General features: G+C 63.8%; 17 protein-coding genes and 1 tRNA gene. 13 read left to right on the top strand and 5 right to left on the bottom strand.

Annotation, left to right across the window (positions count from 1 at the left end):
• Positions 1–136: 136 nt before the first annotated feature.
• The 9 genes from KRZ98_RS14410 (at position 137) to KRZ98_RS14370 (ending at position 6,975) form a co-directional block, all read left to right on the top strand.
• Positions 137–988: a D-amino-acid transaminase gene (locus KRZ98_RS14410; RefSeq protein ID WP_217674159.1), complete on the top strand. Its 852-nt coding sequence runs from the start codon at positions 137–139 to the stop codon at positions 986–988.
• A 232-nt stretch (positions 989–1,220) separates the two neighbouring features.
• The gene (locus KRZ98_RS14405; protein WP_217674158.1) at positions 1,221–2,222 is read left to right on the top strand and encodes a MarR family transcriptional regulator; all 1,002 of its coding nucleotides are present in this window, start codon (positions 1,221–1,223) and stop codon (positions 2,220–2,222) included.
• A 55-nt stretch (positions 2,223–2,277) separates the two neighbouring features.
• Positions 2,278–2,353 (top strand) — tRNA-Val (locus tag KRZ98_RS14400).
• Positions 2,354–2,484: 131 nt separating this feature from the next.
• Positions 2,485–2,652: a hypothetical protein gene (locus KRZ98_RS14395; protein ID WP_217674157.1), complete on the top strand. Its 168-nt coding sequence runs from the start codon at positions 2,485–2,487 to the stop codon at positions 2,650–2,652.
• A 50-nt stretch (positions 2,653–2,702) separates the two neighbouring features.
• On the top strand, positions 2,703–2,930 hold the full coding sequence (locus tag KRZ98_RS14390) for a zinc-finger domain-containing protein (protein ID WP_217674156.1): 228 nt from the start codon (positions 2,703–2,705) through the stop codon (positions 2,928–2,930).
• 43 nt (positions 2,931–2,973) lie between these two features.
• Entirely contained in the window at positions 2,974–4,416 is a 1,443-nt protein-coding gene (tldD, locus tag KRZ98_RS14385) for a metalloprotease TldD (RefSeq protein ID WP_217674155.1), read from the top strand.
• A 55-nt stretch (positions 4,417–4,471) separates the two neighbouring features.
• On the top strand, positions 4,472–5,047 hold the full coding sequence (locus KRZ98_RS14380) for a DUF924 family protein (protein WP_217674400.1): 576 nt from the start codon (positions 4,472–4,474) through the stop codon (positions 5,045–5,047).
• Positions 5,048–5,204: 157 nt separating this feature from the next.
• Entirely contained in the window at positions 5,205–5,543 is a 339-nt protein-coding gene (locus KRZ98_RS14375) for a P-II family nitrogen regulator (protein WP_004209785.1), read from the top strand.
• Positions 5,544–5,556: 13 nt separating this feature from the next.
• Positions 5,557–6,975, top strand: a complete 1,419-nt coding sequence (locus KRZ98_RS14370) for an ammonium transporter (protein ID WP_217674154.1) — start codon at positions 5,557–5,559, stop codon at positions 6,973–6,975.
• Between the two features lie 121 nt (positions 6,976–7,096).
• Here KRZ98_RS14370 and KRZ98_RS14365 read toward each other — a convergent pair whose 3' ends face one another.
• From KRZ98_RS14365 to crtY, 4 genes are read right to left on the bottom strand one after another with little or no spacing between them, the layout of a single operon-like run.
• On the bottom strand, positions 7,097–7,996 hold the full coding sequence (locus tag KRZ98_RS14365; protein ID WP_368389836.1) for a phytoene/squalene synthase family protein: 900 nt from the start codon (positions 7,994–7,996) through the stop codon (positions 7,097–7,099).
• Positions 7,997–8,049: 53 nt separating this feature from the next.
• Complete coding sequence (locus KRZ98_RS14360) at positions 8,050–8,631, bottom strand: TIGR00730 family Rossman fold protein (RefSeq protein ID WP_217674152.1); 582 nt, start codon at positions 8,629–8,631, stop codon at positions 8,050–8,052.
• Between the two features lie 55 nt (positions 8,632–8,686).
• The gene (locus KRZ98_RS14355; RefSeq protein ID WP_217674151.1) at positions 8,687–10,177 is read right to left on the bottom strand and encodes a phytoene desaturase; all 1,491 of its coding nucleotides are present in this window, start codon (positions 10,175–10,177) and stop codon (positions 8,687–8,689) included.
• Complete coding sequence (gene crtY / locus KRZ98_RS14350) at positions 10,177–11,325, bottom strand: lycopene beta-cyclase CrtY (protein WP_217674150.1); 1,149 nt, start codon at positions 11,323–11,325, stop codon at positions 10,177–10,179. The genes KRZ98_RS14355 and crtY overlap by 1 nt, the downstream gene beginning before the upstream one ends.
• 243 nt (positions 11,326–11,568) lie before the next feature.
• On the opposite strand from crtY, the gene KRZ98_RS14345 reads away from it, so the two are divergent.
• The 4 genes from KRZ98_RS14345 to KRZ98_RS14330 are packed head-to-tail and all read left to right on the top strand — an operon-like array spanning position 11,569 to position 14,298.
• Positions 11,569–11,841 carry a metal/formaldehyde-sensitive transcriptional repressor gene (locus tag KRZ98_RS14345; protein WP_217674149.1) on the top strand — a complete coding sequence of 91 codons (273 nt, stop codon included), beginning with the start codon at positions 11,569–11,571 and terminating at the stop codon, positions 11,839–11,841.
• Positions 11,838–12,833 carry a CDF family Co(II)/Ni(II) efflux transporter DmeF gene (gene dmeF / locus KRZ98_RS14340; protein WP_217674148.1) on the top strand — a complete coding sequence of 332 codons (996 nt, stop codon included), beginning with the start codon at positions 11,838–11,840 and terminating at the stop codon, positions 12,831–12,833. The genes KRZ98_RS14345 and dmeF overlap by 4 nt, the downstream gene beginning before the upstream one ends.
• Positions 12,834–12,889: 56 nt before the next feature.
• Positions 12,890–13,561: a hypothetical protein gene (locus KRZ98_RS14335; RefSeq protein WP_217674147.1), complete on the top strand. Its 672-nt coding sequence runs from the start codon at positions 12,890–12,892 to the stop codon at positions 13,559–13,561.
• Between the two features lie 35 nt (positions 13,562–13,596).
• Positions 13,597–14,298 carry a hypothetical protein gene (locus KRZ98_RS14330; protein ID WP_254798438.1) on the top strand — a complete coding sequence of 234 codons (702 nt, stop codon included), beginning with the start codon at positions 13,597–13,599 and terminating at the stop codon, positions 14,296–14,298.
• Here the strand turns inward: KRZ98_RS14330 and KRZ98_RS14325 are convergent, their stop codons facing one another.
• Positions 14,299–14,727, bottom strand: a complete 429-nt coding sequence (locus tag KRZ98_RS14325; protein ID WP_217674146.1) for a TIGR01244 family sulfur transferase — start codon at positions 14,725–14,727, stop codon at positions 14,299–14,301. It abuts the gene before it with no gap.
• Positions 14,728–14,776: the final 49 nt, after the last annotated feature.

The raw sequence follows: 14,776 nt of genomic DNA, 5'->3' as shown, positions 1-14,776 counted from the left end.
TATGGGCGAAGTTAGCGAAGTTCCGCACCCATCACCGGTCCAGCGCCAAGGCAATATGTGCCGCCAAGCCGCTTGACCCTGCCCGCCCGACCGGCAAAAGCAGTGGATATCCACCGCTCAGGAACCGTCCCGCTTCATGTCGATCGCCTATCTCAATGGTGCCTTTCTGCCGCTCGATCAGGCGCGGATCTCGCCGCTGGATCGCGGTTTCCTGTTTGCCGACGGGATTTATGAGGTTGCTGCGGTGATCGACGGCGGCTTGGTCGACAGCGCCAGCCATCTCGCCCGGCTGCAACGCTCTGCCGATGCGCTTGGCATTCGCCTGCCGCTCAGCCTTGCCGAGATTGAGGCCGTGCAGAAGCAGCTCGTCACTCTTAATGCGCTCCATGAAGGGCTGGTCTATCTTCAGCTCACCCGTGGCGCGGACGCGACCCGCGACTTTCTGCCATCGCCCGATACCGCGCCGACCCTGTTCCTGTTCGTGCAGGACAAGCCGTTCCTGAACGTCCCCGCTGTCACCACCGGCATCGCGGTTGCCACGATGCCAGACCTGCGCTGGAAACGCCGCGACATTAAAAGCACTGGCTTGCTGGCGCAGGCGATGGCCAAGCAGGCCGCGCGCGACGCGGGCGCGCAGGAGGCCTGGCTGGTCGAGGACGGCTTCGTCACCGAAGGCGCTTCCTCCACCGCCTTCATCGTCACCGACGAAGGCATCATTACCCGCCCTTATAGCGAAGCGGTGCTGGCGGGCTGCACCGGCGACGCGCTGACCGCTCTGGCCGCCGAAAGCGGTCTGGCCGTCATCCGCCGCCCCTTTACCGTCGCGGAAGCGCTGACCGCGAAAGAGGCGTTCATCACCAGCGCATCGACCCTGTGCCAGTCGGTCGTCACCATCGACGGCCAGACCATCGGCAGCGGCACCCCGGGCCCGGTCGCGATGCGGCTGCGCGCGCTCTACATCGCCTTTGCCCGCGCCACGGCGGTGTGACAATTGACTCCATTTCGGAGAGAATGTCAGCCCTTCCTAAAATGATAGGAAATTTCCTGCATCCTCCCGCCAAATTGGCTGCAAACTGGACGGAAAGCGCCGCCTGTCGCCCCTTGTCCATGACCGAATGAAGCCATTGCTCCAGACCCTGTCCAGAATGGCGAATATGCGGGGCTGAATCGATCCGTTCTTGCTTTATTCTTTAGAACGAAGCTAGAACGGGATTCGGACCATGATGGAAGATTTTTCCTACGCCTCGCCGCTGACGAGCCATAGCGCACCGCTGACGCCACGCGATGATCGCGCCAGCCTGCTGGTGATCGCCGACCAGATGGACGCCTCCGCGCTGGAGCCGGTCGCTGCGGCGGCAGGTTTCCGCCTGCTGGGGCTGACCGCGCTGGCCGATGCGCCGGTGCGGCTCGATCTTCAGGCCCAGTGCGACACGGTGCTGGTCTTTTGCCCCATCATCACCCCGTTGCTGGAACGCCTGCTGGTGCAATTGGAAACCCAGGCGATCCAGGCTGGCATGGCGGTCATCCTGATCGCCGGATGGGATACGGTGGAACTCGCCTTCGCCTGCCTGCGCAGCCCACATACACAATTGCTGTGCGATCCCGACCGGGTCGAACTCGCCGCCGCGCTGGTCGCCGCCGGGGATCGTCGGCCAGCTTCGGGCCAGGTGCATGAAATCGACCGCGAAAGCGCCCGCCTCCAGCAATTGAGCGAGGAAGTCGGTCGCCTTGCCCGCACCCTCGACGCGCTGACGGAACGGACGCGGGTGGCCACTCCCAGCTTTGATCTGGGCCAGCGTATTTCCGATCGGCCGAGCGACTATATCGGGATGCCCGCACTCGCCCCGATCGGCGGCGAAGCGACGCGCACCGACATGCCCGCCATCACCGCCACACAGGTCCGCGACCTGCTGCGCGCGCGCCGCATCCGTGCCGATTTCCTGCCCGGCGACCTGTTTGCCGATCCCGCTTGGGATATGCTGCTCGATCTGCTGGCAGCCAGGCTGGAACATGAGCGCGTGTCGGTTTCCAGCCTGTGCATCGCCGCCGCCGTGCCGCCCACCACCGCCCTGCGCTGGATTCGCACCCTGACCGACAAGGGACTGGTCGAGCGGCAGGCCGATCCGCATGACGGCCGCCGCATCTTCATCGCGCTGGCGCACGAGGCCGCCGAAGCGCTGACCCGCTGGTTCGGGGCCAGCCGCCGCCTGCTCACCACCTGACTCCCGGCTTGACGCCCCGGCATTTTTCCCTAGATAGACGCTTCTCCGCAGGAGCGGGCGATTAGCTCAGTTGGTAGAGCGTCTCGTTTACACCGAGAATGTCGGCGGTTCGAGCCCGTCATCGCCCACCAGTTTTGCGGATCAGAAAATGTCCGGGGGACATTTTCCCGCAAAACTCCCGAGCGCAAGCGAGGGCATCTTCGATCAAACCGCCTGCGTATCGTTCATCCTGTGGCAAGCATCGCTGCGGCACCATTAGCTCATGCCCTTTGCAGCCCTTATTGGCGGCACCATTGCGCCTGCCCTGCTGATGCTGTCGCCCTTTGCGGTGATGGCAGCGAGCGATTGCGCCGACTGGAAGCCCGCGGCCAAAGCGGTGAAGGGTGACAAGGATATGCCCTGCAAAAGGCCGCGCCTGCCGCTGATGTAGGCGCCTGTCCCATATTGCAGCGCAGCGCCGCCGCTGCTAGGTCCGCGATCATGATCCAGCCGCCTGAAATCATCCGAGTCTCCAAGTCCCGCGTCTCCTGCGACGGTTCGGGCGATATTCCTGCCGCGCTCGGCCATCCGCGCGTGTTTCTGGAAATTGACGAGCATGGCTATGTCGATTGCGGCTATTGTGACCGCCGCTTCGTGCTGGCGGGTGGCGCTGCGGATACTGGCGACGTCGGCAACCTGCCCGACATCGCTTCGGGCGCCAGCCTCTAACTTTTCCTTTGGGCCTGGATGATGTCGTCCCTATATCGGGGGCATGACCGATCTGACCGCCCAATTTACCGACGCCCGTGGCCTTCTCTATCGCCCTGGCTTGCTTGATCCCGATGGCGCGCGCCGCCTGACCGCCGATGCGCTCAAAAGCTGCGACGATGGCGAACTCTATCTGCAATATCGCGCGAGCGAGAGCTTTGGCTTTGATGACGGACGGTTGAAAACCGCCGATTATTCGACCGATGCCGGGTTCGGCCTGCGCGGCGTGTCGGGCGAAATGACCGGCTTTGCCCATGCCAACGACATTAGCGAAGCGGCGATCCGCAAGGCGGCGCAAACGCTGACCCTGCTTGATCCGGCCACCACCCCGCCCGCGCCGCCGCCCCAGAGGACCAACCGCCACCTTTATACCGATGCCAATCCGCTGGAGATCGTCCCCTTTGCCGAGAAGGTGACGCTGTGTGCCGCGATTGACGCCGCCGCCCGCGCCCGCGACCCGCGCGTCGCACAGGTGTCGGTCAGCCTGGCCGGCAGCTGGTCGGTTGTCGAGATCGTCCGCGCCGACGGCTTTACCGCCACTGATATTCGCCCACTGGTGCGCCTCAACGTCTCGTTGATTCTGGAAGAAGATGGCCGCCGCGAAACCGGCAGCTTCGGCATAGGCGGGCGCTATCTTTACGATCAGATGATGGAACCGGCCGTCTGGAACCGCGCCATCGACGAAGCGCTGGCGCAGGCGCAGGTCAATCTCCGCTCGGTCGCCGCCCCAGCTGGCGAAATGACCGTGCTGCTTGGTCCCGGCTGGCCCGGCGTGCTGGTGCATGAAGCCATCGGCCATGGGCTGGAGGGCGATTTCAACCGCAAGGGCACCAGCGCCTTTTCCGGTCGCATCGGCCAGCGCGTTGCTGCGCCGGGCGTGACCGTGGTTGATGATGGCGCGATTGCCAGCCGTCGCGGATCGCTCTCCATCGACGATGAAGGCACACCGACGCGCGAGAATATCCTGATCGAGGATGGCATCCTCAAGGGCTATATGCAGGACCGGCTGAACGCCCGGCTGATGGGGGTCGAGCCGACCGGCAATGGTCGCCGCGAAAGCTATGCCCACGGCCCGATGCCGCGCATGACAAACACATTCATCAAGGGCGGCAATGATGACCCGGAAGAATTGCTGTCACGCATGAAGTCGGGCATTTTCGCCAAAAGCTTTGGCGGCGGGCAGGTCGACATCGTGTCGGGCAAGTTCGTCTTTTCCTGCACGGAGGCCTACAGGGTCGAGAATGGCAAGCTGGGTGATCCGATCAAGGGCGCGACCCTGATCGGCGACGGTCCGACGGCGCTGACCAAGGTGGTGGGCATCGGCAATGACTGGGCGCTGGACGAAGGCATCGGCATGTGTGGCAAGGGCGGGCAGAGCGTGCCTGCGGGCGTTGGCCAACCGACCCTGCTGATGGAGGGACTGACCGTCGGCGGCACGGCGACCTGACGCTTTGCCGCTACGGATCGCGGAACCGGGCGGGAAGGTCATGGGTATAGCATCCATGAACATGCTGACCGACAGCCATGACGCCATCACCGCCGACTGGGCGGCGGCGCTGCTCGACCTTTGGTTCAATCAGGTCGGCGAGGCAGGCTGGTACAGTCATGATCCTGCGCTGGATCACCAATGTCAGGCAAGATTCCAGCCTTTGTGGCGCGAAAAGAAAGCGCTCCCTGCGGACGCTTTCCTCGACCGCGCTGACGATGCGCTGGCCGCCGTGATCCTGTTAGACCAGTTGCCGCGCAACATGTTCCGGGGCACGGCGCAGGCCTTCGCCACTGACGCGCTGGCGCGGGACGTGGCGCGCGGTGCGATCGCCCAAGGCTATGATATCCAGATTGGCGGCGCGGGGCGGCTCTTTTTCTACATGCCGTTCCAGCATAGCGAGGCATTGGAGGATCAGGAACTGTCGCTGACCCTGTTTGAAGGGGCAGGCGATGCCCGGTCGATCGACTTTGCCCGGCAGCATCACGCAACCATCGCCCGCTTTGGCCGTTTCCCGCATCGTAATGCAGCGCTGGGGCGGGAGACGCTGCCCGAAGAAGCCGTTGCCGTTGCGGAAGGCGCGCAATGGTAGGTTGATACTGCCTATTTTTTGAGCATCGAAACCGCGCTGCCCATTTTTTTGGCGCTGCCGTTCATGTCATCGCGCCGCAAGCCCGCGTTAACCCGCGTTTAACAAATTGGCACGCCTCTTGCTGAGTAGTCCCCGCACACCAGTAACAGGGGGCGACATGAAACTTGTCATGGCTATCATCAAGCCGTTCAAGCTTGACGATGTCCGCGAGGCACTCTCCTCGCTCGGCATCGCAGGTATGACGGTCAGCGAAGTTAAGGGCTTTGGCCGCCAAAAGGGGCAGACCGAAATCTATCGCGGTGCCGAATATTCCACCAACATGGTCCCGAAGATCAAGATCGAGGTCGTCTGCGACGACGACCTTGCGCCGCGCGTCGTGGAAGCGACCCAGGCAGCCGCCAATTCGGGCGCCATCGGCGATGGCAAGATCTTCGTCCTCGATGTCGGTCAGGCCGTGCGTATCCGCACCGGCGAGACCGGCGAAACCGCGCTGTAAGAAGGGGGAAATAATGACCTTTTCCAAGAAACTTTGCGGGGTAGCGGGGGCGCTTGGCCTGACCCTGCTCGCCGCGTCGCCGGCATTTGCCGGCCCGATCAAGGCGCCTGACGCCGCTGCCATGGCCGGCATGGTCAACAAGGGCGACGTCGCCTGGATGCTGATCTCCGCCGCTCTGGTATTGATGATGTCGATCCCCGGCCTCGCCCTCTTTTACGGCGGTCTGGTCCGCAGCAAGAATATGCTGTCGGTCCTGATGCAGGTTTTCATGATCGTGTCGGTCGCAGGCCTGGTCTGGGTCTGCTGGGGCTACAGCCTCGCCTTCACCAGCAACAATCCGTTCATCGGTAACTTCTCCAAGGCGTTCCTGATGGGCGTCGATGCCACCACCTATGCAGCGACGTTCAGCAATAACGTCTATCTGCCTGAACTGGTGTTCGTCGTGTTCCAGATGACCTTCGCCATGATCACCCCGGCCCTCATCGTCGGTGCTTTTGCCGAACGCGTGAAGTTTTCGGCGCTGATCGTGTTCGTGGTCGCCTGGCTGACCGTGATCTATTTCCCGATCGCGCACATGGTCTGGTATTGGGCTGGCCCCGACTTCCTGGCTGATGCTCCGACCGACACCGGCTTCCTGTGGGGCATGGGCGCGCTTGATTTCGCGGGCGGCACCGTCGTCCACATCAATGCGGGCATCGCTGGCCTGGTTGGCTGCATCATGATTGGCAAGCGCGTTGGCTTCCCCAAGGAACCCATGCCGCCGCACTCGCTCGTCATGACCATGATCGGCGCAAGCCTGCTGTGGGTCGGCTGGTTCGGTTTCAACGCCGGTTCCAACCTGGAAGCCAATGCCGTCACCGGCGTCGCCTTCATCAACACCATGGTCGCCACCTGCGCAGCTGCCGTCAGCTGGGCGCTGGTCGAACAGTTCCACCATGGCAAGCCTTCGCTGCTGGGTGCCGTCACCGGCGCTGTCGCTGGCCTCGTCGCCATCACCCCGGCGGCTGGTCTGGGCGCGCCTATGACCTCGGTCGTCCTGGGCTTCGTTGTCTCGCCGATCTGCTACATCTTCGTGGCTTTCGTGAAGGGCAAGCTCGGCTATGACGACAGCCTGGACGTATTCGGCGTCCACTGCGTTGGCGGTATCGTTGGTGCCATTGCCACCGGCATCGTCGCTTCTCCGGCGCTGGGCGGTCAGGGTTATTTCGACTATACCGTCTTTCCGGCGGGTTTCGATGCCTCGACCTACAGCATCTCCGGTCAGGTCATCACCCAGATCAAGGCGGTGCTGTTGACACTCGTCTGGTCCGGCGTGGGTAGCGCGATCCTCTACTTCGTCATCGACAAGACCATCGGTCTGCGTCCGAGCGCCGAAGATGAACAGCAGGGTCTGGATCTCTCCAGCCACGGCGAACGCGCCTATAATATGTAAGACTTGGCAGGGCGGGCCGCCCGAAAGGCACAAGGCCCGCCCGCCCCACATTGTTCCTCCTGCGAACATGCCTCGGGCCGATGCGAAAGCATCGGCCCTTTTTTTGTTCTTGGAGGAAATGTCAGGCGGCTGGGCGAGACCACAGGTCAGCTGGGCGCGGCGTCGTCGCGGGCCAGCGCCGGGTGCGACCGATCACCTGCCAGCCGGACCGGGCGACCCATAACAGCTTGTCGGACTTGGGCGTGACGACGCGATGGTCCCACGCCTGTTCGCCCCGCTTCGCGACTTCACGGGCAATGTCGCCATAGATACCCGCTGCAGCCAGCACCGCCCATGCCGCGCGCGGTGGCAGGGCACCGGTGCCGTGGCGCGCGCTTTGTTCATAGGCGGCGGCCATATCGGCCATCCGCTTGCCCAACTGGGCGAGACGCGGGCGCGCCCATGGCTTCATATGTTCGCCGGGCGGGATATCCATTTCCGCCAGCCATTCCTGCGGCAGATAGCAGCGGTCGGCGGCTTCATCCTCGCTGATATCGCGGGCGATATTGGCGAGCTGGAACGCGAGCCCCAAATCGCAGGCGCGGTCCAGCGTCGCCTCATCGGTCGGATCGACGCCCATCAGCACCGCCATCATGCAGCCGACCGCGCCAGCGACATGGTAGCAATAGCGTAGCATGTCGTCCTGGCTGCGCGGTCGCCAGTCGCGTGCGTCGAGCGCGAAGCCCTCGATCAGGTCATGGGCATAGCGGGCGGGAATGGCACATTCACGCATCACCACGCCGAAGCCGTCAAAGGCAGGATCGCCCGTCGCCTCGCCCCGCAGCGCTGTATTGGTCAGCACACGGATGGTCGAGAGTCGCGCCTGCCCATCGGTCACGCCACGTAGCGTGCCGCCATGGTCCTGACCGTCGGCGATGTCGTCGCATTTGCGGCACCAGGCATAGAGCAGCCAGGCGCGTTCGCGGGTCACCCGGTCGAACAGGGTGGAGGCCATGGCGAAGGATTTGGAACCGCGCGCGATGCTTGCCTGCGCATGGGCGACGAGGGCGGGTCGGTCGAGGCGCAGCAATCCTGTCAGAGCCGGTCCGCCTTCATCGCGAAGATGGTTTCGTGCGGTTGATAGGCGGCCATGGCGTCGAGCAAAGCGTCGATGCCGTCGGCATGGAGCAGGATGCCCGCATGTTGCGGACGGATGAAGCCGGCCTCCACCATCTGGCGGTTGAAACCGATCAGCTGGTCATAGAAGCCGCCGATATTGAGCAGGCCGACCGGCTTTTGGTGGTAGCCCAGCTGCGACCAGCTGATCGCTTCCCACAGTTCGTCCATCGTGCCCACGCCGCCCGGCAGGGTGACGAAGCCGTCCGACAGGTCGGTGAACAGCTGTTTGCGCTGGTGCATGGTCTGGACGACGTGCAGCTGCGTGCAGCCGCGATGGGCGACTTCGGCACCCACCAGCGCTTCGGGGATCACGCCGATCACCTCGCCGCCCGCTTCCAGCGCAGCATCCGCCACTGCGCCCATCAGGCCAAGGCGACCGCCGCCATAGACGACGCCGATGCCGCGCGCAGCAAGGGTGTGGCCGACATGGCGGGCGGCTTCGATGAAAGTGGGATCGGCGGGGGTGGCCGATCCGCAATAGACTGCCAATCTTTTCATACTCTTCCCATATTCACATATGGCATATCTGATATTATCATTAGATATCAGATACTTAACTTGCCGATGCCATATCGTCGATCATCAGCGCCGCGGTCGCCTTCGCGCTGCCGACGACGCCGGGGATGCCCGCGCCCGGATGCGTGCCTGCGCCCACCAGATAGAGGTTGGGGATCACATCGTCGCGATTATGCGCGCGGAACCAGGCGCTCTGGGTCAGCAGCGGCTCCAGGCTGAAGGCGCTGCCCAGATGAGCGTTCAGATCCCGCCCGAAATCGGACGGCGCATAATGGAATTGGGTGACGATGCGCGATCGTATGTCGGGGATCAGGCGATGCTGGATCTCGTCCAATATGCGTTCGGCATAGGCGGGCGCGAACTGGTCCCAGTCGATCGGCAGCTTGCCCATGTGCGGCACCGGGGCGAGGGCGTAGAAGGTCGAATGGCCTTCGGGCGCCATCGACGGATCGGTGACGGTCGGGTGGTGCAGGTAGAGGGAGAAATCCTCCGGCAGCACGCCATGATCGTAAATGTCGGTCAGCAACCCCTTATAGCGCGGCCCGAACAGGATCATATGGTGCGGGATGCCGGGCCAGCTGCCCTTGATGCCGAAATGCAGCACGAACAGGCTGGGCGACCAGCGCTTGTGCGCCAGCTTTTCGCCCTGTTTTTGCCCGCGCGGATGGTGGGCGAGCAGATCGCGATAGCTGTGCATCAGGTCGGCATTGCTGGCGACCGCATCCGCCTCCCCGCGCCAGCCGGACGCGGTATGCACGGCGGTGACCTTGTCGCCATGGGTTTCGATCCGGGTCACCTTGTCACCCAGCCGCAATGTGCCGCCCAGCCGCTCGAAATGGGTGGCCATGCCCTGCACCAGACGGTTGGTGCCGCCTTTGGCGAACCAGACGCCGCCATCCTTTTCCAGCTTGTGGATCAGCGCATAGATGGCGCTGGTGTTCATCGGATTGCCGCCGACCAGCAGCGTGTGGAAGGACAGCGCCTCGCGCAGCTTCTCATTCTTCACATAGGAAGAGACGATCGAATAGACCGAGCGCCAGGCCTGATATTTGGCGAGCGCCGGTGCGGCCTTGATCATCGAAGCGAAGTCGAGGAAAGCGACGGAGCCGAGCTTGCGATACCCCTCCTCATAGACGCCGGCGGCATAATCGAGAAAGCGTTCATAGCCTGCGACATCGGCGGGATCGAGCTTGGCGATCTCCAACCGCAGCGACGCTTCGTCATTGCTATAGTCGAAATTGGTGCCGTCGCGCCAGTTGAGGCGATAGAAGGGGCTGACCGGCATCAGCGTCACATCCTGCGCCATGTCATGCCCCGACAGACGCCACAGTTCCGACAGGCAATCGGGATCTGTGATGACGGTCGGCCCGGCGTCGAAGGTGAAGCCCTCCTTTTCCCACATATAGGCGCGCCCGCCGGGACGGTCGCGCGCCTCGACGAGGGTAGTGTCTATACCGGCGGATTGCAGGCGGATGGCGAGCGCCAGCCCGCCAAAGCCTGCGCCGATGACGATCGCTTTTCTGGTCATCAGGCGGGCGGATTCAACAATGTTCGCATGGCATCCCTTATGGGCACGGGGGGGCGTCCGCACAAGATGCGGATGCGGTCGGTGAGGGTGGAGCGTCCGGCGTAGAAGCGCTGGATGAGCGGCGCGGACAGGCGATAGAAGCGGGCGAAGATGCGCCAGCGCTGGTCGGGGTGCGCCGCGCCGAACAGCATCTTGCCGAGCAGGCGATAATAGCCGCCATTGCGCCAGTGGGCAGCGGCGCGGGTGCGTGTGACGGCAGCCAGACGATCGAGCGGCTGGTCCACCAGCCAGGTGGCAAAGCGCACCGCGTCGGGCAGCGAATAGCCGGTCATCGGCTGGAACAGCCCTGCCCGCACCCCGGCGCGGGCGATGGGATCAGCGCTGGGCCAATAGGCGTCGAAATCGCCGCCATGGACCACCGGCAGCACGCCCTGTTCGCGTTGGATGACCGTTCCGTGCCACCCCTTTGCCTGCGCATAGGCGGCGATGCGCGCGCCGATCGTGGCGACATCCAGCACCGTGCTGTTGCTGTAATAGGTGTCCTCTATGAAGATGGTGCGCGCGTCCCAAGGCAGCAGATAGACGAAACGATAGCCGTCGATCTGATCCACGATCGCATCCATGATCACCGGCCGGTCGATCCCGTGCGGCGCATCGAGCCGCAGCGTATGGCCGACAAATTTCTGCCAGCCGCAGCGCAATGCCGACAGGTCGCCCGCGCCGCGCGCGTCGATCACTGCGCCCGCTGCAATCTCTCGCCCGTCGGCCAATGTGATGGCCGATGGTGACACGGACATGGCATCCGCCCCGATCAGCACCGCATCGCCCAGCACGGCGCGGACATGGGCGTCGAGCTTGGGCGAGGCGACGCTGTTATAGGGGGTGTCGAGCCGACGCTGATGGCCGGGAAAGCGGACTTCATGGCCCTGCGGCCAGCGATGGCTGACCAGCGGATCGACCAGCCAGCGGTCGCCCGGCACGACATCGCCATCGAAGAAGGACCAGATATGATTGCCGCCGATGACCGCGTCACGCTCGATCAGCGCCAGCCGCACGTCGGGCCGCCGCGCGGCGAAGGCAAGCGCGATCAGGCTGCCCGCCAGGCCGCCGCCAAGGATCGCCAGATCGCATTCCACCCGGTTGGTCATGCCATCCTGTTAGGGGAGGCGATAGGACAAGGCCATGACTCAAATGGCGCGGCGGCATGGTTTTTGGGGAAGCGGCTGCCGACGGGTGCGCCGTTCAGCGCGGGTTGGTTTTCCTGTCCCCCGTTCGTTTCGAGGGAAGTCGAGAAACATCCGTGTGACGTTTCTCGACTTCGCTCGAAACGAACGGAGGTTGGTGTAACACGCTCTGGTCAAAGTCCTGGAAATAGGATAGGGGGCTATCCTATGCATATCATCGCGGATCGGGACAAATTGCTGGCGCGGGTGCGCCGGATTGCGGGACAGGTGGCTGCCGTCGAACGCCAGTTGGCGGGCGACGCAGGTTGCTCCGAAACGCTGCAACTGGTGGCGTCGGTGCGCGGCGCGGTCGGCAGCCTGATGGAGGAGCTGATCGAGCAGCATATGCGCGAGCATGTCGCCCGGCCCGGCCTGACCGATGCCGAACGTAGCGCGGCAAGTGAGGAAATGCTGGCACTGATCCGCCGCTACGGGAAATGACGATGCATAACGACCATCATCATCATGGCCGTCATGCCCATGATCGGGACCATGACCAGGGGCTGGAGAATGGCGCATCGCTGCAAAGCGGCGATGGCGAGGACAGCCATTATTTCGACCATATCTATCTGTCCGCCGGGCATGACGAGAATGCCAAGCGCACCCTGTGGGTCGTCTGGCTGACCGCCGCGACCATGGTGGTGGAAATTGTCGCTGGCTGGACCACCGGGTCGATGGCGCTGCTGGCCGATGGATTTCATATGGCCACGCACGCGGGCGCGCTGGCGGTGGCGGCGGCAGCCTATGGCTATGCCCGGCGGCACGCGCGCAACCCGCGCTATACCTTTGGCACCGGCAAGGTCGGCGATCTGTCGGGCTTTGCGTCCGCGCTGTTGCTGGGGGTCATGGCGCTGTTCATCGCGATCGAATCGGGGATGCGCTTCTTTCAGCCGGTCGAGGTTGCCTTTGGCGAGGCGACCTTGGTCGCGATCGTCGGGCTGGTCATCAACATCATCAGCGCCTTCCTGCTGGGGCATGACCATAGCCATGATCATGACGGGCATGATCACGCCGATGGTGCCAAGCATGGCCATGCCGACAATAATCTGCGCGCTGCCTATGTGCATGTGCTGACCGATGCGCTGACGTCGGTGCTGGCGATCGCGGCTTTGCTGGCCGGGCGCTATCTGGGCTGGTGGTGGATGGACCCGGCGGTCGGCCTGCTGGGCGCGGTAGTGATCGCGCGCTGGGCCTGGGGCCTGATGAAGGATACCGCCGCCATCCTGCTCGATACCGCCGAACCGGCGCTGATGGCCAAGGTGCGGACACTGGTAGAGGCCGAGGGCGCGACCATCCGCGACTTGCATGTCTGGCGCATCGGTCCCCATGCCCATGCGTCGATCATCAGCCTGGCACCCGGCGCGGACGCCGCGCGGATACGCGCGCGGGTGCGCACCCTGCCCCGGATGGAGCATGTGACGGTGGAAGGCTGAGATTTCCATGCTCTAAGGGGATTGCCCTGCGCACCGGCTTTGTTCGATGATGCGCCATGGATTTCATGAAATGGATCAACTCGCTCGACGAGCTTCTCTACGAAGTCATGAGCTGGCTGCTCTTCTTCCCGCTGACCCTGTGGCGTTCGATCGTCCATCCCTTTGCGATGATGGACTATGCCGACGACCAGCTCGCTTTGCCCGATGACGAGCAATATGGCGCGGCGCTCAGCCCGCCGCTGTTCCTGGCGATTGCGCTGCTGATGGCCCATGCGGTTGCGATGGCGCTGGGGGAGGTCGACGCGATCGTCGCCGATCGGCACGGGCTGGCCGGACTGGTCAATGACGATGCCAGCGCGTTGGTGCTGCGGCTTGTAGTTTTTGCGTCCTTTTCCCTGTTCACCGCGACAAGGATGGTGCGCCGGCGCGGCCTGCCGATCGATCGCAATGCGTTGCGCGCGCCTTTTTACGCGCAATGCTATCCCACCGGCGTGTTCGCGCTGGGCATTGGCATCGGCGTCGCCCTGGCCCGCACGACATGGCCCGCCACCTATATGGGCGGCATCGGGCTGGTCGTCGCAAGCATAGTCTATTATGTCATCGTAGAGACACGCTGGTTCGCCATGAAGCTGGAAACCGGCTATATTTCGGCGATCGGTGCGGTTGCCATCACCCTGTTTGAAGCATTTACCCTGTTCCTTATCGTCGGATTTCTGTTCACGCGCTAATGTTCACATCAGCGCCCTGTCAGGAGGATTGATCCATGCGTTGCCTGCCTGTGATAGCCGTCCTGCTAGCGGCATCCGCGACCCCCGCCATCGCCCAGACCCCGCCCGATGTCGCCGACCTGGTCGGTGCCAGGGCCGCCGGGGGCGAAACCCAGCTGGAGGCGCGGGGCTATCGCTTCATCACCACCAATGTGGTGCGAGACACGAAATGGTCCTTCTGGTGGAGCGACCGGCAGCGGCAGTGCATTTCGGTGGCGACGGCGGAGGGCCGCTACAACGCGATCGGCACGGTTCCGGCGGCCAATTGCAATGCTGGCGGCGGCGCGACAACGCGGCCAACGCAGTCCTTTGATCGGATTTCGCTGGTCTGTATCGGCGCGGGCAGCGGGCCTGCTGCGCAAAGCACGTCCGGCTATCGCTACAATCGCAAGTCGCGCAAATTCGAACCGGAATTTGGCACGACCATGGGGCGCGAAGCCTTCTCGTCCGATCTGGAGATCGAGATTGCCGATGGCGTCGGCCGGGTTCATCCGTCCGGCAAGCTGGTATCGCCGATCCATTCGGGCGGGAGCGACGGCTGGTGGCCGATCGCCGACCTGCTGGTGACGCCAGACCGGATTACGGGCAGCTATCGCATGAACGGGCTGAACAAGCCGCACATCGACTATGATCGCCGCACGCGCATCGTCCATGTGCGCGCGGCGACCGAATTTACCGGGCGGTGCGAGGAGCAGTGATCAGTCGCTCTTGAGCGCGTCCATGATCTGCCGCACCGGGGCGATGTCATAGCCTGCCGCAGCCGCCTGCGCTGCCAGCACGTCGCCATTATCCCCTGCCCGCGCGCGGGTGAGCGCCCAGAGCAATGTGCTGCGGGTGCCTGACCGGCAATAAGCGAGCGTCTTGCCCGTCCCGGCCTGTTCCAGCGCGGCGGCCATGCCATCGAGCTGCCAGGGGGCAAAGCCGCCATGGGCTACGGGTACGGCGACATAGGCGATGCCCGCCGCCTTGGCTGCGGCTTCGATGTCCGCGCCGTTGACCTGACCCGGCTCCTCGTCATCGGGACGGTTGTTGACGATCATCGTCACGCCCTGCGCCTTGGCCTCTGCCACCTGATCGATCGTGATCTGGGGCGAAACGAGGATATGGTCGGTCAGTTTACGGAACATCGGTGGGTCTCCTTTGCTCATCCCATGCGCCGGGACAGCGCCGGTTTCA

The sequence above is a fragment of the Sphingobium sp. AS12 genome (genome assembly GCF_019097845.1).
Classification (GTDB): Bacteria; Pseudomonadota; Alphaproteobacteria; order Sphingomonadales; family Sphingomonadaceae; genus Sphingobium.
The sequence above is the reverse complement of the archived record's forward strand: the minus strand, read 5'-3'. Positions and strand labels throughout refer to the sequence as shown.